At 58.4% G+C, this 26292-nt stretch carries 17 protein-coding genes, 2 tRNA genes and 3 rRNA genes; 9 read left to right on the top strand and 13 right to left on the bottom strand.

All coding sequences use genetic code 11. The annotated features are described in order from the left end of the window. Window positions 1–77: 77 nt before the first annotated feature. Both rimI and ATI14_RS10645 read right to left on the bottom strand, forming a co-directional pair. Window positions 78–530 (bottom strand): ribosomal protein S18-alanine N-acetyltransferase, encoded by a 453-nt coding sequence (rimI, locus tag ATI14_RS10650; RefSeq protein WP_016968845.1) that lies wholly within the window; start codon window positions 528–530, stop codon window positions 78–80. Continuing rightward, a complete protein-coding gene (locus ATI14_RS10645; RefSeq protein WP_050555162.1) occupies window positions 523–1269 on the bottom strand; it encodes a hypothetical protein in 747 nt (248 codons plus the stop codon). The genes rimI and ATI14_RS10645 overlap by 8 nt, the downstream gene beginning before the upstream one ends. A 187-nt stretch (window positions 1270–1456) precedes the next feature. On the opposite strand from ATI14_RS10645, the gene mksB reads away from it, so the two are divergent. From mksB to mksF, 3 genes are read left to right on the top strand one after another with little or no spacing between them, the layout of a single operon-like run. Continuing rightward, a complete protein-coding gene (gene mksB / locus ATI14_RS10640) occupies window positions 1457–2734 on the top strand; it encodes an Mks condensin complex protein MksB (RefSeq protein ID WP_016968843.1) in 1278 nt (425 codons plus the stop codon). Beyond that, window positions 2724–3431, top strand: a complete 708-nt coding sequence (gene mksE, locus ATI14_RS10635; protein ID WP_016968842.1) for an Mks condensin complex protein MksE — start codon at window positions 2724–2726, stop codon at window positions 3429–3431. The genes mksB and mksE overlap by 11 nt, the downstream gene beginning before the upstream one ends. Next, window positions 3428–6268, top strand: a complete 2841-nt coding sequence (gene mksF, locus ATI14_RS10630) for an Mks condensin complex protein MksF (protein WP_016968841.1) — start codon at window positions 3428–3430, stop codon at window positions 6266–6268. Before mksE ends, mksF begins: the two co-directional genes overlap by 4 nt. 144 nt (window positions 6269–6412) lie before the next feature. On the opposite strand, the gene ATI14_RS10625 is transcribed toward mksF, so the two are convergent. The 10 genes from ATI14_RS10625 to aptA form a co-directional block, all read right to left on the bottom strand. Further along, window positions 6413–8716, bottom strand: a complete 2304-nt coding sequence (locus tag ATI14_RS10625) for a PqiB family protein (RefSeq protein WP_016968840.1) — start codon at window positions 8714–8716, stop codon at window positions 6413–6415. Further along, the gene (locus ATI14_RS10620; protein ID WP_016968839.1) at window positions 8709–9332 is read right to left on the bottom strand and encodes a paraquat-inducible protein A; all 624 of its coding nucleotides are present in this window, start codon (window positions 9330–9332) and stop codon (window positions 8709–8711) included. The genes ATI14_RS10625 and ATI14_RS10620 overlap by 8 nt, the downstream gene beginning before the upstream one ends. Next, the gene (locus tag ATI14_RS10615; protein WP_016968838.1) at window positions 9319–9978 is read right to left on the bottom strand and encodes a paraquat-inducible protein A; all 660 of its coding nucleotides are present in this window, start codon (window positions 9976–9978) and stop codon (window positions 9319–9321) included. Before ATI14_RS10615 ends, ATI14_RS10620 begins: the two co-directional genes overlap by 14 nt. A gap of 154 nt (window positions 9979–10132) precedes the next feature. Continuing rightward, window positions 10133–10248, bottom strand: a 5S ribosomal RNA gene (gene rrf, locus ATI14_RS10610). Between the two features lie 155 nt (window positions 10249–10403). Then, window positions 10404–13295 (bottom strand): 23S ribosomal RNA (locus tag ATI14_RS10605). Between the two features lie 247 nt (window positions 13296–13542). Continuing rightward, window positions 13543–13618 (bottom strand) — tRNA-Ala (locus ATI14_RS10600). A gap of 30 nt (window positions 13619–13648) precedes the next feature. Then, window positions 13649–13725, bottom strand: a tRNA-Ile gene (locus tag ATI14_RS10595). Window positions 13726–13807: 82 nt separating this feature from the next. Continuing rightward, window positions 13808–15344: ribosomal RNA gene (locus ATI14_RS10590) — 16S ribosomal RNA — on the bottom strand. The 16S, 23S and 5S rRNA genes sit together here with 2 tRNA genes alongside, the layout of an rRNA operon. 625 nt (window positions 15345–15969) lie before the next feature. After that, window positions 15970–17463, bottom strand: a complete 1494-nt coding sequence (locus ATI14_RS10580) for a CoA-acylating methylmalonate-semialdehyde dehydrogenase (protein WP_016969367.1) — start codon at window positions 17461–17463, stop codon at window positions 15970–15972. A 39-nt stretch (window positions 17464–17502) separates the two neighbouring features. Beyond that, window positions 17503–18852 (bottom strand): omega-aminotransferase AptA, encoded by a 1350-nt coding sequence (gene aptA, locus ATI14_RS10575; protein ID WP_016969366.1) that lies wholly within the window; start codon window positions 18850–18852, stop codon window positions 17503–17505. A 125-nt stretch (window positions 18853–18977) separates the two neighbouring features. On the opposite strand from aptA, the gene ATI14_RS10570 reads away from it, so the two are divergent. From ATI14_RS10570 to ATI14_RS10545, 6 genes are all read left to right on the top strand, one after another. Next, window positions 18978–19898, top strand: a complete 921-nt coding sequence (locus ATI14_RS10570) for a LysR family transcriptional regulator (protein ID WP_016969365.1) — start codon at window positions 18978–18980, stop codon at window positions 19896–19898. A gap of 87 nt (window positions 19899–19985) precedes the next feature. Next, window positions 19986–21380 (top strand): uracil-xanthine permease family protein, encoded by a 1395-nt coding sequence (locus ATI14_RS10565; protein ID WP_026083297.1) that lies wholly within the window; start codon window positions 19986–19988, stop codon window positions 21378–21380. A gap of 87 nt (window positions 21381–21467) precedes the next feature. Continuing rightward, window positions 21468–22127, top strand: coding sequence for a TetR/AcrR family transcriptional regulator (locus ATI14_RS10560; protein ID WP_016969363.1), 660 nt, complete (start codon window positions 21468–21470; stop codon window positions 22125–22127). A gap of 12 nt (window positions 22128–22139) precedes the next feature. Continuing rightward, a complete protein-coding gene (locus ATI14_RS10555; protein WP_016969362.1) occupies window positions 22140–22721 on the top strand; it encodes an IMPACT family protein in 582 nt (193 codons plus the stop codon). Between the two features lie 34 nt (window positions 22722–22755). Further along, window positions 22756–23442 carry an SDR family oxidoreductase gene (locus tag ATI14_RS10550; protein ID WP_016969361.1) on the top strand — a complete coding sequence of 229 codons (687 nt, stop codon included), beginning with the start codon at window positions 22756–22758 and terminating at the stop codon, window positions 23440–23442. 249 nt (window positions 23443–23691) lie between these two features. Continuing rightward, window positions 23692–25050: an 8-oxoguanine deaminase gene (locus ATI14_RS10545; protein WP_016969360.1), complete on the top strand. Its 1359-nt coding sequence runs from the start codon at window positions 23692–23694 to the stop codon at window positions 25048–25050. Between the two features lie 139 nt (window positions 25051–25189). Here the strand turns inward: ATI14_RS10545 and ATI14_RS10540 are convergent, their stop codons facing one another. Beyond that, the gene (locus tag ATI14_RS10540; RefSeq protein WP_016969359.1) at window positions 25190–26281 is read right to left on the bottom strand and encodes a calcium:cation antiporter; all 1092 of its coding nucleotides are present in this window, start codon (window positions 26279–26281) and stop codon (window positions 25190–25192) included. Window positions 26282–26292 lie beyond the last annotated feature (11 nt).

Here is a 26292-nt window from a genome sequence, read left to right as displayed (position 1 = left end):
TTGCCTGCGATAGCGGTGGTGAATAACACACCGCCATCGCGGGCAAGCCCGGCTCCCACAGGGGCCGGTGTTTGTGTTTAATCGACGAGGGTACAGGCCATCACGACCGCATCTTCACGGCCCCCCACGGCGGGGTAGTAGTCCCGGCGCCGCCCGATTTCGTTGAAGCCGTAGCGCTCATAAAGGCGGAAAGCCCCGGTGTTGCTGTCGCGCACTTCCAGAAAACACTCCCGCGCACTGGCTTCATACGCGCGGGACATCAAATGCTCCAGCAGCGCCAGGCCCAAGCCACGGCCCTGGTTCTCCGGTTTGACGGTGATATTCAGCAAATGCGCCTCATCGAGGATGATTTGCACCACGCCATGCCCCACCTGCTGCTCGCCTTCAAACATCAGCCAGATTTGATATTTGCCCAGCCCGTCGAGAAAAATCCCGCGGGTCCAGGGGTGGCTGAACGCCGCGTATTCGATTTTCAGCACGGCGTCGAGGTCGGCCTCGGTCATCGGGCGGAAGGATAAAGCCTCACTCATCGGTTGTTTTCCAGCGCGCCATCAGCCGGCGCATGGCTTGCCAGACATCAGCCTTACGCTGTGGCTCTTCCATTAATAATTCCAGGCCCGGCAGGGCCCATACCGAGCCCAGGCCTTCGACCTGCAGCTCGCGGTACCAGGCTTCGGCGTTGGCTTCGCCGGCAAACCGCACGGCGGGCAGGCCGATCAGCCACAGGCACACGCAGGGTTCGTCTTCCAGGCGTGCCGATACAAAACCTTGCACAAAATCCCGTGCAGCTTCCGGGCCCTGGTCCATGTTGCCGCGCACCAGCAGCGGCCAGCGCACCGGGTCGCCAACGATCTGTGGGCTGTCGGGCAGGCCGGCGGCACGCAGCATGTCTTTGAGCAGCATGTAGGCCGGGTCGCGGGTTTGAAAACGCTCGCCCGTGGGCAGCTCCACCAGCAACAGGCACCGCCCGGCGCGCAGCAATTGCAGGGCGAAGCGCGGCGGCGGCACGACCGGCGCCTTGACCACCGGCGCCGCCTCTTCCGCCACCACGGCAGCCTTGGCCACCGGCGACGGGCGCGGCACTTCAATCTTGGCGCGCTCGACAACCGGGCGCGTTTGCGGCGCTGGCTTGACCACCGCCACCGGCGCCGCAGCCTCCTCGCCCGACGGCTCGAACGCCTCATAGGGCTCAAGCGCCTGCAACAACTCGGGCCGCGACGGCGCGGCAAACGGCAGTTCGGTGCGGGGCAGCCAGTTGACCACCTGCATGGCGGTCAAGTAAGCGCGACGTCGGGACTCGATAAGCACAGCTCGGCCACTTGTGGATAACTAAAGAGCGGGGATTCTACCGCTGTTCGGTAACAATCGCCCACTGCGCACTGACCGGCTGTGGATAAATCCCGCGCCTGATGCAGTACAATCGCGACTTTTAATCGCCAACCAGCCGGCCATTCCGATGATCGAACCCAAGCGCGTCTTGCGCGCCCTCGCCGAACACTGGGCCCTGCTTGAGCCACTGTGCGAACACTTCGACCAAGGCACTCTGAGCCTGGGCGAGTTGCGCGCGCAACTGGCGGCCCAACAACTGGACAGCACGCCGCAGGACATCACCAGCCTGCTGGACGTGTGGATTCGCCTGGATATCCTGGTGCCTGTCGCCAAAAGCCCGAACCGTTTCGAGCTCAACGCGCAGATCCATGACTTCCTGGCCTATCTTCGCAAGGAGCACCGGCTTGGCCTGTGCCTGGAAATCGAAGCCTACCTGCGCCACCTTGAGCGCCTGGCGGGTTATATCCAGGACGCCTTTGACATCCGTGATGGCCACGACCTCGCCCGCCAACTGCGCTTGCTCGACATGCGCGTGCGGGACGTGCTGAAAAAACTCGCCAACGACGAACAGGCCCTCGCCGCCGTGGCCGACCGCGCCAAGACCAGCGACCGGCAGATTCCGCTGCGCCAGCGTTATGCCGAAGTTCTGGCGACGTGGGACGAATACGTCGAACCGATGATCCAACTGGTAAACGCCGACGGTGCTTTCGAGCAAGGCGTGCGCAAAGTGGAGAACGTGCTGCTGCGCATGCTCACCGAGCAACAACGCCTCGGCCACCTGGTGGACGACGACATGTTGCTGCGCACCCATGCGCGCATCCTCGAAATGCAGACCAGCGCCCAACTGACGTTGCGTCATGCCCGCGAACTGCTGCTGCCGCTGCGTGAAGAAGCACGCCGCCATAACGCCGTGACCCGTGGCGCGGCGCTGGCCCTGTCGGCCATCCGCCGTAAAGGCCTGGACGCGGTGCCACAAGCGGCGATGCCGATGTTCACACGCCCGCAAAGTACTTTCCTTGGCAGCGCCAGCCAGGTCGAAGCTTATGTGTACGCCCTGGCGAACTTCGAGCCGAAACCGGCGAAGTTTCCAAAAGCCCACAAGTCCTACAAGGGCGAGGCCCAGCGTGCTCCGCGCACGGTCAAGGAAATGCTCGAGCGCTGCGAAGACGCGCTGCCGATGCCGGACCTGATGACCTGGCTGCTGGAGCAGGAACCGGACGGCGCCACCGACGAATTGCTGTACTGGTTCTCACGCCTGTCCCGCGAAAAACGCTTCAAGCGCGAACGCCTGGAACGCCGCGACTACCACACACACGAGCACCAGGTCAGCCTGCGCTCATTCGCCCTGCTCCCGGCCACGCCTGACGCGGCCGAGCACTCTGCGAGTACACCTCATGCATCTTGATCTATCCGAACTGTCCCAGCTGGCGCCGATCTTTCGCGAGCTGTTCAAGGGTTACCACGTCAGCCGCCGCGACCCGGAGCTGTACGCTCAACTGTCGAACTTCCAGGACCAGTACCGCACGCTGTTCAAGGCCCTGGGTTTTGAGCTGGTGTGCGACACCCGCGGCTTCTACTACTTCGTGCCGGACACTGCCGTGGCCGCCGCGCAGGTGAACAAGACCGCCCAGCGTTTGGCGCTGTTTACCTTCATCCTCGTCGAGCATTTGGCCGACCAGGGCCGTGACCCGATCGCCGTGCTCGACGGTGGCAGCCTGGGTCGCGACGAATTGCCGTCGCTGCTGGAAAAATACCGCGACCTGTTTATCCAGGCCGAAGTGCAGACCCAGGAAGAACTCGAAGAAAAAATCATGCGCCGCATGACCCAACTGGGTTTTGCCAGTGAAGACAACGGCGTGTACCGCTTCCTGCCGCCGATGCACCGCTTCCTCGACGTGTGCCTGTCGGTGCAGCAGGACCGCGACCTCGCCGCCAGCGTGCACAGCGTGCTGCCATTGCCGGCGCCGGTGATCATCGACGAAGACAGCGACGAAAAACTGCTGAAAACCGATGACCCGCTGGACCTGAGTGACTTTGAAGAAGAAAGCGAAGAAGACGCTCTGGCCCGTGCCATCGCCGAAGAACAGGAGACCGACGCATGAGTAAGGAACGCTACGGCATCCGCCGCTTCGCCCTATTGAACACCGCCGGTTACAGCCTGGGTTTGTTCCCGCTGGAAGAGCCGTTGTCGGTGTATGGCGCAAACAACCTGGGTAAATCCGCGTCGATCAACGCGTTGCAGTTCCCGATTCTGGCGCGCATGTCGGACATGAGTTTCGGCAAGTACACGCTGGAGCAGTCGCGCCGCTTCTACTTTGCCACCGACACCAGCTACATCCTCGTGGAAGTCTCCCTGCCCCACGGCCCGCACGTCATCGGCGTGGTCGGGCGCGGCCCGGGCGGCGGTTTCGGTCACCAGTTCTTTGCCTATGCGGGCAAGCTGGACCTCGCGCATTACCAGAAAAACGACACCTGCCTGCGCCAGAAAGAGCTGTTCACCAACCTTGAGCGCGAGGGCCTGAAAGCCTACGAACTCAAGCCTGATGAACTGCGCCGGTTGTTGGTGGGCGGCCACACGTCGGTTCCGCTCGACCTGACCTTGATTCCGCTGCGTTCCACCAGCGAACAGAGCCTCAAGACCTTCCGCGCGCTGTTTATCAACCTGCTGCACATGCGCGAAATTACTGCCGCCAAACTCAAGCAGCTGTTCCTCGACGCCTTTGAACACAGCTTGCGTTCCGGCAGCGTGGATTACATCGCCGCGTGCGAAGAAGCCTTCCGTGACGTACGACGCATGGAACAGGACTACAACTCGCTGGTGGCCGCCGGGCCGCTGGTTGAGGCCTTGTCCAATGGCGTTCGTCAGCGCGACGTGTTGCGCGGCAAGTTGCATCGTTTGTCACCGCTGCTGGATTCGTTGCTGGGCACCTGGTCTGACTACGCCAGTGCGCGCAAGGAAGAGCTGACCATCCAGGCCGAGCACTACCGCAACGAGCAGGACGCGCTGCAAAACGACCAGCGCGGCGGCACCCAGGAGCTGATGCGCCTGGAGCGGGAGATCAGTGGCATCCAGCGTTGGCTGGGCGAGCTGTCGGTGCTCAAGCATCGCTTTGCGCTGGTCGATGATGTGAAGGTGCTGGAGCAGCAGTTGCTGGCGGCCAAGGATGCGCACGATGAACTGGCGGGCGCCCTGGCGCAGTCACGGCAGTTCAGCGCCGAGGACCTGGACGAGCGTTTGCGCGACCTGGAAAAACGCCTGAAGTCGGTCAAGCAGCAGCTCGATCACGCCGACAACAACAGCTACGCCAAGCTGCGGGAAGAATTCTCACAGCAGGATGTCGAGCGTCTGATGCGCCTGTTCAACAGTTCGTTGTTCAGCCTGCCATTGGGCGAGCACGGCATCACGCTGGATGAGGATGGCCAGTGGGTCAAATCCCTGGAACAGATCCTCGATGGCTTCAAGGGCGAGCGTTTTGAAGTACCAGGGTTGTCCATCGACATCTCGCACATCGAGCCGCCAGCCTTGCAGGCCCTGGCTGACCGCGCAGCGTTGCGTGACCAGAAGGAGCGCCTGGAAAAAGAACTCAAGCAGCTGAAAACCCAACAAGCGGTGGCGGCGGACCGCGCGGCGAGCAAAACCCAGACCGAGGCGCTCTACCAGCAGGTGCTGGACGCGCAGAAGGCGCTGGAAGATTTCCGCCGCGCGCAAACCCTGAGCGCCGAAGAAGGCGAGAAGCTGGAAAACCTGGCGCAGATGGAAGCCGCGCAGGATGAGTTGAAGCGCTCCAGTGATGCGTTTACCGAACGCGTCCAGCAGCTGTCGGCCAAGCTGCAACTGGTGGGCCGCCAGATCGGCGATATGGAAGCCAAGCAACGCACGCTGGATGACGCCTTGCGCCGTCGTCAATTGCTGCCGGCGGACTTGCCGTTCGGCACGCCGTTCATGGACCCGGTCGACGACTCCATGGACAACCTGCTGCCGCTGCTCAATGACTATCAGGACAGCTGGCAGGGTTTGCTGCGCGCTGATGGCCAGATTGAAGCGCTGTATGCCCAGGTACGCCTGAAGGGCGTGGCCAAGTTCGACAGTGAGGATGACGTCGAGCGTCGTCTGCAACTGCTGATCAACGCATACGCACACCGCACCGACGAGGCGCTGACCCTCGGCAAGGCGCGTCGTGCAGCCGTTACCGATATTGCACGCACCCTGCGCAACATCCGTAGCGACTACGACAGCCTTGAGCATCAACTGGCGCTGTTCAACCGCGAGATCAACAAGCGTCAGGTGTCCAACCTGCAAAGCTTCCGGATCGTGCTGGCACCGAACAAGGAAGCCCTCAAGCATATCGACCAGATCATCCACAGCGCCGGTCAATATGAAGAAGGCGAAACCCTCTCGGTGTTCGACCTCAGCCAGAGCGCCGAGCAAGACAACAAGAACGAAGAGGCCAAGGAATACCTGGCGCGCCTCGTGGCAGCCAACCATAACCAGTTGGGCCTAAAAGACTTGTTCGAACTAGCGTTCGAGATCACCAAGGTGCATGGCCAGCCGGTGATCCACACCGACATCGATGGCGCGGCGTCCAACGGCACCACCATGACTATCAAGGCGCTGACCAACATGTATTTGTTGCTGCACTTGATGGACCGCGACCAGGCCGGGCGCGTGCGCTTGCCGTACTACCTCGACGAGGCCGCGGACATCGACGAGAAGAACCAGGCCGCGTTGCTGGAAACCAGCTTGCAATTGGGCTTCGTGCCGATTTTGGCGAGTGTGAAGCCGCAGGTGTCGGCCCAGGTGGCAATCGACCTGGAAGGCGGCAGCGGGCCGAACGGGATTTACATCGATGAGGCGGACTGGAAGTACATCCGTCGCCACGATGTGGTGAAGGCGACGATGAATGTGCAGGCGGACGAACCGGAGCTGGATGAGGTCTGATTTGTTTCGCTGAAATGCAAAAGGCCCCTGGATTTTCGTCCAGGGGCCTTTTTTGTATTACCTCTTCGCGGGCAAGCCCGCTCCCACATGTTGATCGCATTCCAATGTGGGAGCCGGGCTTGCCCGCGATGGCCGCACCTCAGGTTATTTGCCGAGCGAGATTTTAGGCGCCCAGGTCAGCCACTCATCTTCAAACTTGTCGAACAGCGGGAAGGTTTGCTGCGGCCGCGCCGCGTTACCCATGCGCTCGCCGTCCGGGGTAGCGAAGGCGATTCCGCCGGCGACCAGGGTTTCCAGAGATTCGGTGCGCACCGTCGCGCCTTTGAACAATCCGAAGTCGAGGCCAAAACCGCTGGTGTTCCAGAAGCGGCTGCCACTGCGCACCAGTGGCGCATATTTGGGCTCGATCAGAATGTGGATCAGCACGCGATCGGCGGTCTGGCCCAGCTCGTAGCCGGTCACTTTGCCGACGGTCACCTCGCGGTAGGTCACCGGTACGCCTTCTTTCAACGAACCACGACGGGCGGCGCTGAGTACCAGGCTCAAACCTTCTTCCTGGCGAACGGCCGATGGCGGCTCGCTGAGGGCAACGAAGCTCTTTTGTGGCCCCATATTTTTCGCGGCGGGCTGTACCTCGACATATTGGCCGGTGACCAAGGTTTCCAGGTTCGAGGTTTTCATCAGGCCCAGCTCAGGCTTGACCACCCAGAACTGGCTGCCGGTGCGAGCGATCCGATCGGCAACCTGGGTAATGCGCGCACTGAGCAGAACCGATTGCATGTCGGCACTGAGGTCGACGCTTTCGATCTTGCCCACGTCCAGGCCTTTGAAACGCACCGGCGTACCGGGACGCAAGCCGTCAGCGCGGTCGACCTTGATGGTCACCAGGGTGCCGTGCTGGTTGGCGGCTTCTCGATCAGCGAACAGGCGGAAACGCGGGATGCGTTTTTTCAACGGTACATTCGGTTCCGGCGTTTCGAAAGCGATGCCACCGGCCATCAGACTGGCCAGGGACTCACTTTTCACCTGAATACCGCCGGTGAGGCCGCCGGTCAGGGTGACGCCGCTGGCATTCCAGAAGCGGGTCGAACCGTTGACCAGGTTTTCGTATTCTTTCTCGATGTGGACGCCGATCACCAGTTGCTTGTTTTTGCGCGAGAACTGGTAGCTCTGCACCGAGCCGACTTTGACCTGTTTGTAGAGGATCGGGCTGCCGACATCCAGAGAGCCCAGGTTGTCGGTGAACAACACCATGTGCAGGCCTGGGGAGCGCAGGTCCAGCGGTGGCGCCTTGGCACGCGCGACGAACTCGCGCTGCGGCGCGGTGCCTTTGTCGCCGGGGCGGATGGCGATGTAGTTGCCTTTGACCAAGGCTTCCAGGCCGGTGATGCCAGCCAGTGAGATCGACGGTTTGACTACCCAGAATTGAGTGTCTTGTACCAGGTAGTCTTCAGCCAGTGGGTCGAGGGTCAGCTCGGCGTTGGCACTGGAGAGGTCGGGATCGATTTTCAGGGTTTTCAGGCTGCCGACCTGAATGCCCTTGTACATGACCGGCGTGCGACCAGCCTGCAGACCTTCGAAATCGGTGAGCTTGACCTTGACCTTGATGCCGGCTGCGGCGGCGTCGAAGTCTTCGTAAAGACGGAAAGGCAGGCTCGGGTCGGTCGGCGGGCTGTCTTTGCGGTTCTCCGGCGTGGCGAATGCGATGCCGCCGGCGACGATGCTGGAGAGGGATTCGCTGCGCACCTTAACGCCGGAGAGGTTGGCGTCGATACTGATGCCGCTGGCGTTCCAGAAACGTGTGTGTTTACGCACAAGATTGGCGTAAGTCGGCTCGATATAGACCTTGATCTCGACGGTGCTCTGATCTTCGGACAACAGGTAGCTTTTGACCTGACCAACTTGAATCTGCTTATAGAACACCGGGCTGCCGCGGTTCAGTGAACCAAGACGGTCAGCCTTGAGCGTCAGGTGCAGGCCGGGCTTGGCGTCAGACAAGGGAGGCTCTTCGGAGAGCGCCTTGAATTTGCGCGAGGGCTCGCCGTCGCCTGGGCTTGCGGCAATGTAGTTACCGGAAACCAGCGTTTCCAGGCCGGTGATGCCGGCAAGACTGACGCTGGGCTTGACCAGCCAGAAGCGCGTGTTGGTCTTGAGGTACTGTTCGACGTCCTTGTTCATCTCGATGGTGGCAATCACCCCGCGATTGTTGCCCTCGTCATCCAGAGCCAAGGCTTTGACCTTACCCACGGGCATGCCTTTATAGACCACCTCAGTCTTGTTGACCTGAATGCCCTCGCCACTTTCAAAGCGCACCTGAATCTCGATGCCTTGCTGGGAATAGGCACGCCACCCCAGCCAACCACCGATAATCAGGGCAATCAGGGGCAATACCCAAATGGCCGACCAGTTGGAGGCTGGGCGGGTTTTAGCTTTAGGCAAATCACTCATGGTCGTCGTCCGACTCCGTGTTATCCCAAATCAGTCGGGGATCAAAAGTTACTGCGGCAAGCATCGTCAAGATCACCACACTGGCGAACGCTGCAGCGCCGAGATTGGCCTCGACGCTGGCAAGCCGCCCGAAATTTACAACCGCCACGAGAATGGCGATTACGAAGATGTCCAACATGGACCAGCGACCAATAAACTCAATGAAGCGGTACATCACAATGCGTTGTTGCGCGGACAACGGTTGGTGACGTTGCACCGAAAACAGTAGCAGGCCGATGCCAACCAGCTTGAAGGTCGGCACCAGGATACTGGCAATGAACACCACTGCCGCGATGGGGATCATTCCGTGCTGCACCAACTGGATAACGCCGGCCATGATGGTACTGGGGTCACCCTGGCCCAGGGAATTAATGGTCATAATTGGTAATAGGTTGGCCGGGATATACAGAATGGCGGCCGTGATCAGCAAAGCCCAGGTGCGCGTAAGGCTGTTGGGGCGGCGAGCATGGATCAATGCACCACAGCGAGTGCAGAGTTGCTCCTCGGTGCCTGGCTCCTGCTTGTTGAGTTCATGACATTCGGTACATATCAGAATGCCCGCATCAATCGCCCGCATGATCATTCTCTCCTGATAATGCCTGCCAGATCTGGTGGGGCGACATCACCACCTCCAGCAGCACCTGCACCATTAATAAACTGACGAAACAGACCAGGCCCAGACCGACTGTGATGGAAGCCATGTCCGCGAGCTTTACGATCGCGACAAGCACGCCCATCAGGTAGACCTCCAGCATCCCCCAATCTTTGAGGTGATGGTAAATGCGATAGAACAGCAAGCCGTAGCTACGCCCGATTTTCCAGCGGATGCTGAGCAGCACGGCCAACTGGCAAAGCAACTTGAGCAGAGGAATGCCCATGCTGCACAGGAACACAACGGCAGCGACGCCTTGCATGCCCGTGTCGAACAGACCGACGACGCCACTCCATACGGTGTCTTCTGAAGACTGCCCGAGTAGATTGAGCTGCATGATGGGTAAAAAGTTCGCCGGGATATAGAGCAACAGCGCTGCAATGACCAACGCGAGGCTGCGCTCCACGACATTATGGCGGTGAGCATAAAGCTCATAACCGCAGCGCGGGCATTGGGCCTTTTCGCCTAAACCGAGCGAGGGCTTGCGCATCAGCAAGTCGCACTCATGACAGGCTACCAGGTCGTCCAGTGGTAAATCAGACACCTCAAGGGTATCAACCGGATCGGGCATAGATAGGGCTCGGACTCTAAAAAAGGTTAGGTGCCTATTCTAGTGGTCTGGTTCAGAAATAACTGTGCAAATTTGTCGGCGAACCTTGGCGATATTTTCCGACCGCCCAAAACAAAACCCCAACTGCTCTCGCAATTGGGGTTTTGGAATTTAATCTTGACGATGACCTACTCTCACATGGGGAAACCCCACACTACCATCGGCGATGCATCGTTTCACTACTGAGTTCGGGATGGGATCAGGTGGTTCCAATGCTCTATGGTCGTCAAGAAATTCGGGTACTGAATCGTGGCGTATGCCTCGCTTCAGCAAATTGGGTATGTGACAGCTTTCGGTGCTTTGTGAGCGTCGAACTTTCGGTTCATTTCGTCTTCACACACCGCAATCTGATGCTCCTTAGAGTAGTCAAATTGCTTGGGTGTTATATGGTCAAGCCTCACGGGCAATTAGTATTGGTTAGCTCAACGCCTCACAGCGCTTACACACCCAACCTATCAACGTCGTAGTCTTCGACGGCCCTTCAGGGAACTCAAGGTTCCAGTGAGATCTCATCTTGAGGCTAGTTTCCCGCTTAGATGCTTTCAGCGGTTATCTATTCCGAACATAGCTACCCGGCAATGCCACTGGCGTGACAACCGGAACACCAGAGGTTCGTCCACTCCGGTCCTCTCGTACTAGGAGCAGCCCCTCTCAAATCTCAAACGTCCACGGCAGATAGGGACCGAACTGTCTCACGACGTTCTAAACCCAGCTCGCGTACCACTTTAAATGGCGAACAGCCATACCCTTGGGACCGGCTTCAGCCCCAGGATGTGATGAGCCGACATCGAGGTGCCAAACACCGCCGTCGATATGAACTCTTGGGCGGTATCAGCCTGTTATCCCCGGAGTACCTTTTATCCGTTGAGCGATGGCCCTTCCATACAGAACCACCGGATCACTAAGACCTACTTTCGTACCTGCTCGACGTGTCTGTCTCGCAGTCAAGCGCGCTTTTGCCTTTATACTCTACGACCGATTTCCGACCGGTCTGAGCGCACCTTCGTACTCCTCCGTTACTCTTTAGGAGGAGACCGCCCCAGTCAAACTACCCACCATACACTGTCCTCGATCCGGATAACGGACCTGAGTTAGAACCTCAAAGTTGCCAGGGTGGTATTTCAAGGATGGCTCCACGCAGACTGGCGTCCACGCTTCAAAGCCTCCCACCTATCCTACACAAGCAAATTCAAAGTCCAGTGCAAAGCTATAGTAAAGGTTCACGGGGTCTTTCCGTCTAGCCGCGGATACACTGCATCTTCACAGCGATTTCAATTTCACTGAGTCTCGGGTGGAGACAGCGCCGCCATCGTTACGCCATTCGTGCAGGTCGGAACTTACCCGACAAGGAATTTCGCTACCTTAGGACCGTTATAGTTACGGCCGCCGTTTACCGGGGCTTCGATCAAGAGCTTCGCGTTAGCTAACCCCATCAATTAACCTTCCGGCACCGGGCAGGCGTCACACCCTATACGTCCACTTTCGTGTTTGCAGAGTGCTGTGTTTTTAATAAACAGTCGCAGCGGCCTGGTATCTTCGACCGGCATGAGCTTACGGAGCAAGTCCTTCACCCTCACCGGCGCACCTTCTCCCGAAGTTACGGTGCCATTTTGCCTAGTTCCTTCACCCGAGTTCTCTCAAGCGCCTTGGTATTCTCTACCCAACCACCTGTGTCGGTTTGGGGTACGGTTCCTGGTTACCTGAAGCTTAGAAGCTTTTCTTGGAAGCATGGCATCAACCACTTCGCTAACTAAAAGTTAGCTCGTCATCAGCTCTCGGCCTTAAGATCCCGGATTTACCTAAGATCTCAGCCTACCACCTTAAACTTGGACAACCAACGCCAAGCTGGCCTAGCCTTCTCCGTCCCTCCATCGCAATAACCAGAAGTACAGGAATATTAACCTGTTTTCCATCGACTACGCTTTTCAGCCTCGCCTTAGGGACCGACTAACCCTGCGTCGATTAACGTTGCGCAGGAAACCTTGGTCTTTCGGCGTGGGTGTTTTTCACACCCATTGTCGTTACTCATGTCAGCATTCGCACTTCTGATACCTCCAGCAAGCTTCTCAACTCACCTTCACAGGCTTACAGAACGCTCCTCTACCGCATCACTTACGTGATACCCGTAGCTTCGGTGTATGGTTTGAGCCCCGTTACATCTTCCGCGCAGGCCGACTCGACTAGTGAGCTATTACGCTTTCTTTAAAGGGTGGCTGCTTCTAAGCCAACCTCCTAGCTGTCTAAGCCTTCCCACATCGTTTCCCACTTAACCATAACTTTGGGACCTTAGCTGACGGTCTGGGTTGTTTCCCTTTTCACGACGGACGTTAGCACCCGCCGTGTGTCTCCCATGCTCGGCACTTGTAGGTATTCGGAGTTTGCATCGGTTTGGTAAGTCGGGATGACCCCCTAGCCGAAACAGTGCTCTACCCCCTACAGTGATACATGAGGCGCTACCTAAATAGCTTTCGAGGAGAACCAGCTATCTCCGAGCTTGATTAGCCTTTCACTCCGATCCACAGGTCATCCGCTAACTTTTCAACGGTAGTCGGTTCGGTCCTCCAGTTAGTGTTACCCAACCTTCAACCTGCCCATGGATAGATCGCCCGGTTTCGGGTCTATTCCCAGCGACTAGACGCCCTATTAAGACTCGCTTTCGCTACGCCTCCCCTATTCGGTTAAGCTCGCCACTGAAAATAAGTCGCTGACCCATTATACAAAAGGTACGCAGTCACAGAACAAAGTCTGCTCCCACTGCTTGTACGCATACGGTTTCAGGATCTATTTCACTCCCCTCTCCGGGGTTCTTTTCGCCTTTCCCTCACGGTACTAGTTCACTATCGGTCAGTCAGTAGTATTTAGCCTTGGAGGATGGTCCCCCCATATTCAGACAAAGTTTCTCGTGCTCCGTCCTACTCGATTTCATGACTAAGAGATTTTCGCGTACAGGGCTATCACCCACTATGGCCGCACTTTCCAGAGCGTTCCGCTAATCTCAAAGCCACTTAAGGGCTAGTCCCCGTTCGCTCGCCACTACTAAGGGAATCTCGGTTGATTTCTTTTCCTCAGGGTACTTAGATGTTTCAGTTCCCCTGGTTCGCTTCTTGCACCTATGTATTCAGTACAAGATAACCATCTTATGATGGTTGGGTTCCCCCATTCAGACATCTCCGGATCAAAGTCTGTTTGCCGACTCCCCGAAGCTTTTCGCAGGCTACCACGTCTTTCATCGCCTCTGACTGCCAAGGCATCCACCGTATGCGCTTCTTCACTTGACCATATAACCCCAAGCAATCTGGTTATACTGTGAAGACGACATTCGCCGAAAATTCGAATTTCTCAACTAAGAGAACTCACAAATTTTACCTTAGCCTGATCCGTTACCAGTGAAAGTAACGTTCAGTCTATCTTTCTATCACATACCCAAATTTTTAAAGAACGATCTAATCAAAGACTAGAAATCAACATTCACCATCACACTGATGGAATGCTCATTTCTAAGCTTTAAAACTTCAGAAGCAGTAGTGGTGGAGCCAAGCGGGATCGAACCGCTGACCTCCTGCGTGCAAGGCAGGCGCTCTCCCAGCTGAGCTATGGCCCCGTATTTCTACAGGCGTTTCCCACACAAAATTGGTGGGTCTGGGCAGATTCGAACTGCCGACCTCACCCTTATCAGGGGTGCGCTCTAACCAACTGAGCTACAGACCCAATTTCGGGCTGCTTCTTATCGTCTTCTTCAATGAATCAAGCAATTCGTGTGGGAACTTATGGAGCAGCTGATGTCGTCGATTAAGGAGGTGATCCAGCCGCAGGTTCCCCTACGGCTACCTTGTTACGACTTCACCCCAGTCATGAATCACACCGTGGTAACCGTCCTCCCGAAGGTTAGACTAGCTACTTCTGGTGCAACCCACTCCCATGGTGTGACGGGCGGTGTGTACAAGGCCCGGGAACGTATTCACCGCGACATTCTGATTCGCGATTACTAGCGATTCCGACTTCACGCAGTCGAGTTGCAGACTGCGATCCGGACTACGATCGGTTTTATGGGATTAGCTCCACCTCGCGGCTTGGCAACCCTCTGTACCGACCATTGTAGCACGTGTGTAGCCCAGGCCGTAAGGGCCATGATGACTTGACGTCATCCCCACCTTCCTCCGGTTTGTCACCGGCAGTCTCCTTAGAGTGCCCACCATAACGTGCTGGTAACTAAGGACAAGGGTTGCGCTCGTTACGGGACTTAACCCAACATCTCACGACACGAGCTGACGACAGCCATGCAGCACCTGTCTCAATGTTCCCGAAGGCACCAATCCATCTCTGGAAAGTTCATTGGATGTCAAGGCCTGGTAAGGTTCTTCGCGTTGCTTCGAATTAAACCACATGCTCCACCGCTTGTGCGGGCCCCCGTCAATTCATTTGAGTTTTAACCTTGCGGCCGTACTCCCCAGGCGGTCAACTTAATGCGTTAGCTGCGCCACTAAAAGCTCAAGGCTTCCAACGGCTAGTTGACATCGTTTACGGCGTGGACTACCAGGGTATCTAATCCTGTTTGCTCCCCACGCTTTCGCACCTCAGTGTCAGTATTAGTCCAGGTGGTCGCCTTCGCCACTGGTGTTCCTTCCTATATCTACGCATTTCACCGCTACACAGGAAATTCCACCACCCTCTACCATACTCTAGTCAGTCAGTTTTGAATGCAGTTCCCAGGTTGAGCCCGGGGATTTCACATCCAACTTAACAAACCACCTACGCGCGCTTTACGCCCAGTAATTCCGATTAACGCTTGCACCCTCTGTATTACCGCGGCTGCTGGCACAGAGTTAGCCGGTGCTTATTCTGTCGGTAACGTCAAAACAGTTACGTATTAGGCAACTGCCCTTCCTCCCAACTTAAAGTGCTTTACAATCCGAAGACCTTCTTCACACACGCGGCATGGCTGGATCAGGCTTTCGCCCATTGTCCAATATTCCCCACTGCTGCCTCCCGTAGGAGTCTGGACCGTGTCTCAGTTCCAGTGTGACTGATCATCCTCTCAGACCAGTTACGGATCGTCGCCTTGGTGAGCCATTACCTCACCAACTAGCTAATCCGACCTAGGCTCATCTGATAGCGCAAGGCCCGAAGGTCCCCTGCTTTCTCCCGTAGGACGTATGCGGTATTAGCGTCCGTTTCCGGACGTTATCCCCCACTACCAGGCAGATTCCTAGGCATTACTCACCCGTCCGCCGCTCTCAAGAGAAGCAAGCTTCTCTCTACCGCTCGACTTGCATGTGTTAGGCCTGCCGCCAGCGTTCAATCTGAGCCATGATCAAACTCTTCAGTTCAAACATCTTTGGGTTTTTAAGAAACCCTAAACTTGGCTCAGCAATCGTTGGTTACATCTTTGATTTCTCGCGGAGTAACTTGTGATGCTGATAATCTTGTTGACTATCAGTCTGACTCCACAAGCACCCACACGAATTGCTTGATTCAGTTGTTAAAGAGCGGTTGGTTAAGATCTTTCGTCTCAACCGAGGCGCGCATTCTACAGCAGCCTCATTTGCTGTCAAGTGATTATTTTCAGAAGTTTTCGAAGATTTCTTCAACAACTTCAACCACTTGCGCTTCCGATCTCTCGTTAGCGGGAGGCGAATTCTACAGCGTTACACGCTGCTGTCAACACCTCTTTTTCTCCGCTTTCGACCGAGAGGATCGAAACGTTAACAGAGCCAAACAACGCCGCTCTATCAACTCCTTCTGGGCTTCGGTGAACTGAAGCAACTCGCTATCGAAACCTACTTAACTCATTGAAACTCAAGGAGTTTTCCGTTTCGACTGCGCCGGAAGTGGGGCGAATTATAGACTTCCAAAATCTGCCGTCAACACCTTTTTTCATATTTCTGTCATATCGGTCAAAAAGCCCCCAAAAACGCGAAAGCCGGCCCAACGAGGCCGGCTTTCCGTTCCATCTTACAAGCTAGGGAAGGCGAACTGCGATGCCTCATGGCTGGCCCGTTGCGGCCAACGCTGGGTAATCGCCTTGCGACGGGTATAGAAACGCACCCCGTCCGGCCCATAGGCATGCAAGTCACCAAACAGCGAACGCTTCCAGCCGCCAAAGCTGTGATACGCCACCGGCACCGGCAGAGGCACGTTCACACCGACCATGCCCACTTCAATCTCGTCACAGAACAGACGCGCCGCCTCACCATCACGGGTAAAGATGCAGGTACCGTTGCCATACTCGTGATCGTTGATCAGTTGCATCGCCGCTTCCAGGCTATTTACCCGAACCACGCACAACACCGGCCCGAAGATTTCTTCTTTATAGATACGCATTTCAGGCGTCACATGATCAAACAGGCTGCCACCCAGGAAGAAGCCCTCTTCATGGCCCGCCACACTCAGCCCGCGACCATCCACCACCAGCTTCGCGCCCGAAGAAACACCGTCTTCTATATAGCCGCTGACCTTGTCACGCGCCTGCCCGGTCACCAACGGCCCCATATCCAGGCCACACGATGTGCCCGCACCAATCTTTAACGCCTTGACCTGCGGTACCAGCTTGGCGATCAACGCATCCGCCACCTGATCCCCCACGCACACCGCGACCGAAATCGCCATGCAACGCTCACCGCACGAACCATACGCCGCGCCCATCAAGGCACTGACCGCATTGTCCAGGTCGGCATCCGGCATCAGCACTGCATGGTTCTTCGCGCCGCCCAGCGCCTGCACGCGCTTCCCGCGTTTGGTCGCTTCGGAATAGATGTACTCGGCAATCGGCGTCGAGCCTACAAAGCTCAGCGCTTTCACTTCCGGCGCTTCGATCAACGCATCTACGGCGCCCTTGTCGCCATGCACCACGCTCAACACGCCTTTAGGCAGACCCGCCTCCTGCAACAATTGCGCAATCAGCAACGTCGAGCTCGGGTCACGTTCGGAAGGCTTGAGGATGAAACAGTTACCGCAGACGATCGCCAGCGGGTACATCCACAAAGGCACCATCGCCGGGAAGTTGAACGGTGTAATACCAGCCACCACGCCCAGCGGTTGAAAGTCCGACCAGGCATCAATGTTCGGCCCCACGTTACGGCTGTACTCGCCCTTCAGAATCTCCGGCGCCGAGCACGCGTACTCCACGTTTTCGATCCCGCGCTTCAACTCACCGGCCGCGTCTTCCAGCGTCTTGCCATGTTCCTCGCTGATCAACTGCGAGATGCGTGCTTCGTTCTGCTCCAGCAATTGCTTGAAACGAAACATTACCTGGGCACGCTTGGCCGCCGGCGTATTACGCCAGGCGGGGAATGCCGCCTTGGCCGAGTCGATCGCCTGTTGAATGGTTTCACGGCTGGCCAACGGCACCTGGTGAATCACCTGGCCGGTAGACGGGTTGTACACGTCGGCGCTACGGCCGCTGTCATTGACCAACTCACCGTTGATCAAATGCTGGATAAGGCTCATGCGGGGCTCCTGAAAAGTTGTTCTATATAGAAGGAGAAATCAGTCGATCTTGTTCAGCACTTCGCCGACCGCGTCGAACAGGCGATCCAGGTCTTGCGGCTTGCTGTTGAAGGTTGGCCCAAACTGCAGGGTGTCACCGCCAAAGCGCACGTAGAACCCGGCCTTCCACAAGGCCATGCCGGCCTCGAACGGACGCACGATCGCATCGCCGTCGCGCGGGGCAATCTGGATCGCACCGGCGAGGCCGTAGTTACGGATGTCGATCACGTTCTTGCTGCCCTTCAAACCGTGCAGCGCATTCTCAAAGTGCGGCGCGACTTCGGCCACGCTCTGCACCAGGTTTTCCTTCTGCAAAAGGTCCAGTGCCGCCAGGCCAGCCGCGCAGGCCACCGGGTGCGCCGAATAGGTGTAGCCATGAGGGAATTCCACGGCGTACTCAGGCGTGGCCTGGTTCATGAACGTTTGATAGATCTCGCTGCTGGCAATCACCGCGCCCATCGGGATCGCGCCGTTGGTGACCTGTTTGGCGATGCACATCAAGTCCGGGGTCACACCAAAGCTGTCGGCACCGAACATGGAACCGGTACGGCCAAACCCGGTAATCACTTCATCGAATACCAGCAGGATGTTGTGCTGGTCGCAGATTTCACGCAGACGCTTGAGGTAACCCTGCGGCGGCACCAGCACACCCGCGGAGCCAGCCATCGGCTCAACGAAGACCGCCGCGATGTTTGACGCATCGTGCAGTTCGATCAGCTTGAGCAACTCATCGGCCAACGCGATACCGCCCTGCTCCGGCATGCCGCGGGAAAACGCATTGCTCGCCAGCAAGGTGTGCGGCAGATGGTCAACATCCATCAAACCCTGACCGAAAATCTTGCGGTTGCCATTAACGCCGCCGAGGCTGGTGCCGGCAATGTTAACGCCGTGGTAACCACGGGCACGGCCAATCATCTTGGTCTTGGTCGCCTGGCCTTTCAGGCGCCAGTAGGCACGTACCATTTTCACGGCGGTGTCGGCGCACTCGGAGCCGGAGTCGGTGAAGAACACGTGGTTCAGGTTGCCAGGGGTCAGGTCGGTGATCTTTTCCGCCAGTTGGAAGGACAGGGGATGACCGTATTGGAAGCCTGGGGAGTAGTCCAAAGTACCCAGTTGCTTGGCGACGGCTTCCTGGATTTCCTTACGCGTGTGCCCGGCGCCGCAGGTCCACAGGCCCGACAACGAATCGTAAACCTTGCGCCCCTTGTCATCGATCAACCAACTGCCTTCGGCACCCACGATCAGGCGCGGGTCACGCTGGAAGTTACGGTTGGCGGTGTAGGGCATCCAGTGCGCGTCCAGCTTCAGTTGGCTGGCCAGGGACGATGGGGCGTTTTCAGGCATGTTCATCAGCAAAACCTCGCAGGGCTTAACGCAGCGTCGGGATTGAAAAGCGTTGTTGCAGCTAAATTGCCACGGCGATAAAGTCGGTGAAATTCAACTCTTCTAACCTTCAGTCAGGCCTTTACTAAACTATGAGCAGCCGCCGACCCGACCCGCTGGCCCAAGTCAGCGACTTTGATATTCGCCTGCTGCGCATCTTTCGCAGCGTGGTGGAATGCGGTGGCTTTTCGGCAGCGGAAACCGTGCTGGGCATTGGCCGCTCGGCCATCAGTCAGCAGATGAGCGACCTGGAACAGCGCCTGGGGTTGCGCCTCTGCCAACGCGGGCGCGCCGGGTTCTCGTTGACCGAAGAAGGCCGCGAGGTTTACCAGTCGGCGCTGCAACTATTAAGTGCACTGGAAAGCTTTCGCACCGAGGTCAACGGCCTGCATCAGCATTTGCGCGGCGAATTGATCATAGGCCTCACGGATAACCTGGTCACCCTGCCCCACATGCGTATCACCCACGCCCTGGCCCAATTGAAGGAACGCGGGCCGGACGTACAGATCCAGATCCGCATGATCGCGCCCAACGAAGTCGAACAGGGCGTGCTCGACGGCCGCCTGCACGTCGGTGTAGTGCCGCAAGCCAGCGCCTTGTCAGGGCTGGAATACCAACCGCTCTACAGCGAACGCTCACTGCTTTATTGCGCCGTCGGCCACCCGCTGTTTTACGCCGACGACAAGCAACTCGATGACACCCGCGTCGACAGCCAGGATGCCATCGCCCCCACCTTCCGCCTGCCCGCCGAGATCCAGGCCCATTACCAGGCGCTCAACTGCACCGCCAGCGCCTCGGACCGTGAAGGCATGGCCTTCCTGATTCTCACCGGCCGCTACATCGGCTATTTGCCCGACCACTACGCCAGCCTGTGGGTGCAACAAGGCCGACTGCGCGCGCTAAAACCGGCTACACGTTTTTACGATTTGAGCCTCGCTTCGGTCACGCGAAAGGGCCGTCGCCCTCATTTGGTGCTGGAGAGTTTCCTGGAAAGTCTGGCCGCAACGCGCTAACTCGGGCCTCACACAAAACTTGAGCAGGTGGACAGCTTTTTGCAAGGAAACACCCACCTTGAACTGTCCGCCCCGAGTTTGCCCACCATGCCACCAGAATCGACTCGCTCCAGTGACCTGATTTACGGCCTCAACGATCGCCCAAAACCCATTCCCGCCTTGTTGGCCGCCCTGCAACATGTGCTGGCAGCCTTCGTCGGCATCATCACGCCGCCCCTGATCATCGGCTCCACCCTGGGCCTGACCGCCCACCTGCCCTACCTGATCAGCATGGCGTTGATGGTTTCCGGCGTGGGCACTTTCATCCAGGCGCGCAGGCCGTTTGGCATCGGCGCCGGAATGATCTGCCTGCAAGGCACCAGCTTTGCGTTCCTCGGCGCGGTTTTGTCGGCGGGCTTTCTGGTGAAACAACGCGGCGGCAACCCGGAAGACATCATGGCGATGATCTTCGGCGTGTGCTTTTTCGGCGCGGCGGTGCAGATTGTGCTGAGCCGGTTTATCGGGCAACTGCGCCGAGTGATCACGCCGCTAGTCACCGGCATCGTGATCACCCTGATCGGCATCAGCCTGATCAAGGTCGGCATCACTGACCTGGGCGGTGGTTTCAATGCCCCGGACTTCGGCGCGCCGATCAACCTGGCGTTGGGCGTGTTCGTGGTGCTGACCATCATCCTGCTCAACCGCTCTAACACTCCGTGGGTGCGCCTCTCGGCGATCATCATCGGCCTGGCCGTCGGCAGCCTCGCGGCATGGTTCAGCGGCAAGCTGGTGCCCCAAGCCTTGCCCGACTTGCCGCTGATCAGCGTGCCGATACCGTTTCGCTTCGGTTTCAACTTTGACTGGAGCGCTTTCCTGCCGATCGCGCTGATTTATCTGATCAGCAGCATCGAAACCGTAGGCGACCTCACCGCCAACTGCATGATCGCCCGCCAGCCCATCAGCGGCCCTTCTTATATAAGCCGGCTCAAGGGCGGCGTGCTGGGCGATGGCGTGAGCTGCATGGTCGCCGCCACCTTCAGTGCCTTTCCCAACACCACCTTTGCGCAGAACAACGGCGTGATCCAGCTCACCGGCGTGGCCAGCCGTTACGTCGGCTTATACATTGGCGTGCTGCTGTTTTGCCTCGGCTTGTTTCCGCTGATTGGCGCCGTGCTGCAGCAAATCCCCAAGCCGGTGCTGGGCGGTGCAACCCTGGTGATGTTCGGCAGCGTGGCCGCCGCCGGCGTGCGCATTCTTGCCCAGGCGCCACTGGACCGACGCAGCATGTTGATCATCGCCACCTCGTTCGGCGTGGGCCTCGGGATTGCTGCTCAACCCGACTTGCTGCACCTGATGCCGAGCCTGGTGCAAAACCTGTTCGACTCGGCCATCACCAGCGGCGGGCTGACCGCCATCGTGTTGTGCCTGCTATTGCCTGAAGCCAGAACGACGCACGATGCCGCAAACCACGCGCCAAAAAGCGACACACTGGAACCGCTTTGACGGTTTTATTGCATCAGGACTTGTCTGAGGCTTGAGGGTGGGTTATCTGTGCACACGTCGTCTTAATCGATCAGCACGGAAACCTCCATGAGCCTCGAAGTTCCTGCCCACAGCAACCACGCCGGTAAACCCGCCAGCCGCATTCGGCAAAAGAACGAACAAGCGATTCTGCAGGCTGCTGAAGATGAGTTCGCACGCCACGGCTACAAAGGCACCAGCATGAACACCATTGCGTCGAGTGCCGGGCTGCCCAAGGCCAATTTGCATTACTACTTCACCAATAAGCTGGGCCTGTACATCGCGGTGCTCAGCAACATCCTCGAACTGTGGGACAGCACCTTCAACGCGCTGACCGCCGAGGACGACCCGGCGGTTGCCCTCACCCGCTACATCCGTACCAAGATGGAATTCTCGCGGCGCCACCCGCAGGCCTCGCGGATCTTCGCCATGGAGATCATCAGCGGCGGCGAATGCCTGACCGAATATTTCAGCCAGGACTACCGCGCGTGGTTCAGTGGCCGGGCGGCGGTGTTCCAGGCCTGGATCGAAGCCGGCAAGATGGACCCGGTCGACCCGGTACACCTGATCTTCCTGCTGTGGGGCAGCACCCAGCACTACGCCGACTTCGCTACCCAGATCTGCCGCGTCACCGGCCGCACCAAGCTGACCAAGCAGGACATGGAAGACGCCGGCAACAACCTGATTCACATCATTCTCAAGGGCTGCGGCATCAAGCCGGCCCTCTAACCGAAGCGACTTATGCCTTTCACGCTTACCGGCCTTTGCGAATTTCGTGAAGAAATACGCAAAAGCCGCTTCATCACCCTCGCCGCACCGATCACCAGCCCGCAAGACGCCCAGGCGTTTTTCGAGCAACACAGCGACCTGAATGCCACGCACAACTGCTGGGCCTGGAAGCTCGCCGACCAGTACCGCAGCAATGACGATGGCGAACCCGGCGGCACCGCCGGGCGGCCGATTCTTGCGGCGATTGAAGCCCAAGGCTTTGATCAGGTCGCGGTGCTGGTGATTCGCTGGTACGGCGGCATTCAATTGGGGACCGGCGGTCTGGCCCGAGCCTACGGCGGCGGCGCAAATAAATGCCTGCAAACCGCCGACCGCATCGAACTGATCAGCCGCGTGCCCTTGAGTTGTGCCTGCAGTTTTGCCGAGCTGAACCTGGTGAAACTGCGTGTGGCCGAGCTGGGCGGGCTGGTGGTGGAGGAAACCTTCACCGCCAACGGCGTCGAGTTGCAGCTGGCCCTGGGCGAAGCGCACATCGACACCTTGCAAATTCAACTCGCCGACCTCAGCCGTGGGCGTATCCTGCTACAACGTTGAACTCCCTGAACCGCGACGCTAAAGGAAGCTTTTCATGTCTACGCCAAAAACCGCACTGATCATCGGCGCCTCGCGCGGGCTGGGCCTTGGCCTGGTCAAGCAATTGCTCCAGGACGGCTGGGACGTGACCGCCACCGTGCGTGACCCGAACAACGCCGACGCCCTGAAAGCCGTGGGCCCGGTGCAGATCGAAAAGCTGGACATGGACGATCAGCAAGCCGTGATCGCCCTGAGCCAGCGCCTCAAGGAACGCACCTTCGATCTGTTGTTCGTCAACGCCGGCGTCAAGGGCCCGGCCAACCAGGAACCCGGCCACGCCACCCTGGCGGAAGTCGGCCAGCTGTTTTTCACCAACGCCGTGGCGCCGATCAACTTGGCCCAGCGCTTCGTCGGGCAAATCCGCAAAGACAGCGGCGTGCTGGCGTTCATGAGTTCGGTGTTGGGCAGCGTGACCCTGCCCGACGGTTCCGACCTGGCGCTGTACAAGGCGAGCAAGGCGGCGCTCAACTCCATGACCAACAGCTTCATCACCCAGCTCGGCGACCACAAGCCAACCGTGTTGTCGCTGCACCCGGGCTGGGTGAAGACCGACATGGGCGGGGAAAACGCGCAAATTGACGTCGAGACCAGCGTGCGCGGCCTGGTCGATCAGGTGAATGCCTACACCGGCAGGGGCGGCCACCACTTCATTGATTACAAAGGCGAGACCATCGCCTGGTAAATCCAGAGATAAAAATGTGGGAGGGGGCTTGCCCCCGATGGCGGGGGCTCAGTCAATAAATGTATGGCTGACACACTGCTATCGGGGGCAAGCCCCCTCCCACATTGACCGCCCCCACTTTCCTGCAGATGGACGAGGCCCCGAACTCCACGTAATCTACCCCCCTCGCCTTCACCGGCGACCCTGGATCAGCAGACAGGGCAACACTGAGCTGGCAAACCTGAACCCATCATTCAGAGGAGCCGGCCAATGCCTGCGACCCGTATCTGGTTAAAAAACCCCCTCGCGATTTTCACTGCCAATGGCCTCGATGCCCGTGGCGGCCTGGTGCTGCAAGACGGTGTGATCACCGAAGTGCTGGCGCTGGGCAAAGAGCCCGCACTGCCCTGTACACAGGTGTTTGACGCACACGAGCACGTGATCCTGCCCGGCCTGATCAACACCCATCATCACTTCTACCAAACCCTGACCCGCGCCTGGGCGCCGGTGGTCAACCAGCCGCTGTTTCCATGGTTGAAAACCCTGTACCCGGTCTGGGCACGGCTGACCCCGGAAAAACTCGCGCTGGCATCCAAAGTTGCCCTCGCCGAATTGCTGCTCTCGGGCTGCACCACGGCGGCTGATCATCACTACTTGTTCCCTGATGGTCTGGAAAACGCCATCGACGTACAGGTGCAAAGCGTGCGCGAGCTGGGCATGCGCGCCATGTTGACCCGTGGTTCGATGAGCCTGGGTGAAGCCGACGGCGGCCTGCCACCGCAGCAAACCGTGCAACAGGGCCAGGTGATTCTGGAGGACAGCCAGCGCTTGATCCGCGAGTACCACGAACGTGACGACGGCGCGCAAATCCAGATAGCCCTGGCGCCCTGCTCGCCGTTTTCGGTGACCCCGGAAATCATGGAAGCCAGCGCCGAACTGGCCAACCGTCTCGACGTGCGCCTGCACACGCACCTGGCGGAAACCCTCGATGAAGAAGACTTCTGCCTGCAACGTTTTGGCCTGCGCACTGTGGATTATCTGGACAGCGTGGGCTGGCTGGGCCCGCGCACCTGGCTGGCCCATGGCATTCACTTCAACCCGGACGAAATTGCACGCCTCGGCGCGGCGGGCACGGGTATTTGCCATTGCCCAAGTTCCAATATGCGGCTGGCATCCGGCATTTGCCCGACCCTCGACCTGCTCGCCGCCGGTGCGCCAATCGGTCTGGGCGTGGACGGCTCCGCCTCCAACGATGCCTCGAACATGATTCTGGAAGCTCGCCAGGCGTTGTACATCCAGCGTCTGCGGTACGGTGCGGAAAAAATCACCCCCGAAGGTGTGCTGGGCTGGGCGACCAAAGGCTCGGCGCAGTTGCTGGGACGTACGGATATTGGTGAACTGGCCGTAGGCAAACAGGCTGACCTGGCACTTTTCAAACTTGATGAACTGCGCTTCTCCGGCAGCCACGATCCGATTTCGGCGTTACTGCTGTGTGGCGCCGACCGGGCCGACCGGGTGATGGTGGGCGGTAAATGGCGAGTGATTGATGGCCAGGTCGAAGGGCTGGATCTCAAAGGCTTGATTGCCGATCACAGCCAGGCGGCGCGCCAGCTGATCGCCGGAACCTGATCAAATTGTGAGTGCGGGCCCCTGTGGGAGCTGGCTTGCCTGCGATGGCATCACTTCGGTGCAACTGAAAAACCGAGGTGATGCCATCGCAGGCAAGCCAGCTCCCACATTGGGCTCTGTGTTGATTGGAGAAACCGGGTTACAGGCCCAACAGCGACAACATAATAAACGTCGCAAACAACACAAAATGCGTCATCCCCTCAATGGCATTGGTTTCGCCATCATTGAGGTTGATCGCGCTCACAATCAGCGTGATAAACACCATCACGGTTTGCACCGGCGTCATCGCCATCTGGAACGGCTGGCCGGTGTAGAGGGCCATGGCTTCCATCACCGGCACCGTCAGAATCACCGTCGACAACGAAGCACCCAACGCGATGTTGACCACCGACTGCATGCGGTTGGCCAAGGCGGCGCGCAACGCGGTCAAAATCTCCGGCGCTGCCGAAATGGCTGCCACCACGATCGCCGTGATCACCGGCGGCGCACCTGTGCCCTCCAGGCCCAGGTCCAGGGTTTTGGACATCACCTCGGCCAATGCGCCAATCACAATCACCCCAAACACCAGGGTGGCGATGGAGAACGCCAGGTTGATCGGCGGCGCCTCCTCTTCTTCCGGCTGTTTCTTGCGGCGTTTTTCCGGGTAGCTGTAGCTGAAGAAATAACTGTGCGGCCCCACCTGCATGCGCAGGAACAAGGTGTAGAGCAACACCATCGCGCCGATAGTGAAGGCTGAGTAAATTTTCCAGTCGGCCTCGGGGATAAATTCCGGCACCACCATGGACACGCCCATGGCAGTCAGGATCATCACGCTGTAGCTGCGTGCGGAGTCATCGTTGTAGGACTGTTCGCCATGCTTGATGCCGCCCATCAGCGCGGCCAGGCCGAGGATGCCGTTGATATCGAGCATAACCGCCGAGTAAATCGTGTCGCGCACCAGCGTCGGCGAGGGCTCGTTGCTCATCATGATCGCCAGGATCACCACCTCCACCAGCACCGCGGCGAGGGTCAGGATCATGGTGCCGTAGGGGTCGCCGACTTTTTCGGCAAGCTGCTCGGCGTGGTGCGCCACGCGCATCGAGGCCACCACAATAAAAGCGATCAGCACCACGCCGCCGAGCAGCGCCACCAACTGCCCGCTGTTGAGCATCCAATGCTCCAATGAGTAGGCGGCGATGGCGGCAATCAGCGCCAACAGCATGAATTTTTCTTGCTTGAGGGATGTGAGCATTCCGGGCCTTT

It is taken from the genome of Pseudomonas tolaasii NCPPB 2192 (assembly GCF_002813445.1).
Classification (GTDB): domain Bacteria; phylum Pseudomonadota; class Gammaproteobacteria; order Pseudomonadales; family Pseudomonadaceae; genus Aquipseudomonas; species Aquipseudomonas tolaasii.
This window is presented reverse-complemented; position numbering and strand designations above follow the sequence as displayed.

Bases quoted from the DNA above. Each gene is read 5' to 3' on its own strand.
- ATI14_RS10540 (WP_016969359.1), bottom strand. From the start codon at position 26,281: ATGCTCACATCCCTCAAGCAAGAAAAATTCATGCTGTTGGCGCTGATT.
- ATI14_RS10545 (WP_016969360.1), top strand. From the start codon at position 23,692: ATGCCTGCGACCCGTATCTGGTTAAAAAACCCCCTCGCGATTTTCACT.
- ATI14_RS10570 (WP_016969365.1), top strand. From the start codon at position 18,978: ATGAGCAGCCGCCGACCCGACCCGCTGGCCCAAGTCAGCGACTTTGAT.
- mksE (WP_016968842.1), top strand. From the start codon at position 2,724: ATGCATCTTGATCTATCCGAACTGTCCCAGCTGGCGCCGATCTTTCGC.
- ATI14_RS10645 (WP_050555162.1), bottom strand. From the start codon at position 1,269: ATGCAGGTGGTCAACTGGCTGCCCCGCACCGAACTGCCGTTTGCCGCG.
- ATI14_RS10565 (WP_026083297.1), top strand. From the start codon at position 19,986: ATGCCACCAGAATCGACTCGCTCCAGTGACCTGATTTACGGCCTCAAC.
- ATI14_RS10555 (WP_016969362.1), top strand. From the start codon at position 22,140: ATGCCTTTCACGCTTACCGGCCTTTGCGAATTTCGTGAAGAAATACGC.
- ATI14_RS10560 (WP_016969363.1), top strand. From the start codon at position 21,468: ATGAGCCTCGAAGTTCCTGCCCACAGCAACCACGCCGGTAAACCCGCC.
- mksF (WP_016968841.1), top strand. From the start codon at position 3,428: ATGAGTAAGGAACGCTACGGCATCCGCCGCTTCGCCCTATTGAACACC.
- ATI14_RS10550 (WP_016969361.1), top strand. From the start codon at position 22,756: ATGTCTACGCCAAAAACCGCACTGATCATCGGCGCCTCGCGCGGGCTG.
- ATI14_RS10620 (WP_016968839.1), bottom strand. From the start codon at position 9,332: ATGCGGGCGATTGATGCGGGCATTCTGATATGTACCGAATGTCATGAA.
- aptA (WP_016969366.1), bottom strand. From the start codon at position 18,852: ATGAACATGCCTGAAAACGCCCCATCGTCCCTGGCCAGCCAACTGAAG.
- rimI (WP_016968845.1), bottom strand. From the start codon at position 530: ATGAGTGAGGCTTTATCCTTCCGCCCGATGACCGAGGCCGACCTCGAC.
- ATI14_RS10580 (WP_016969367.1), bottom strand. From the start codon at position 17,463: ATGAGCCTTATCCAGCATTTGATCAACGGTGAGTTGGTCAATGACAGC.
- ATI14_RS10615 (WP_016968838.1), bottom strand. From the start codon at position 9,978: ATGCCCGATCCGGTTGATACCCTTGAGGTGTCTGATTTACCACTGGAC.
- mksB (WP_016968843.1), top strand. From the start codon at position 1,457: ATGATCGAACCCAAGCGCGTCTTGCGCGCCCTCGCCGAACACTGGGCC.
- ATI14_RS10625 (WP_016968840.1), bottom strand. From the start codon at position 8,716: ATGAGTGATTTGCCTAAAGCTAAAACCCGCCCAGCCTCCAACTGGTCG.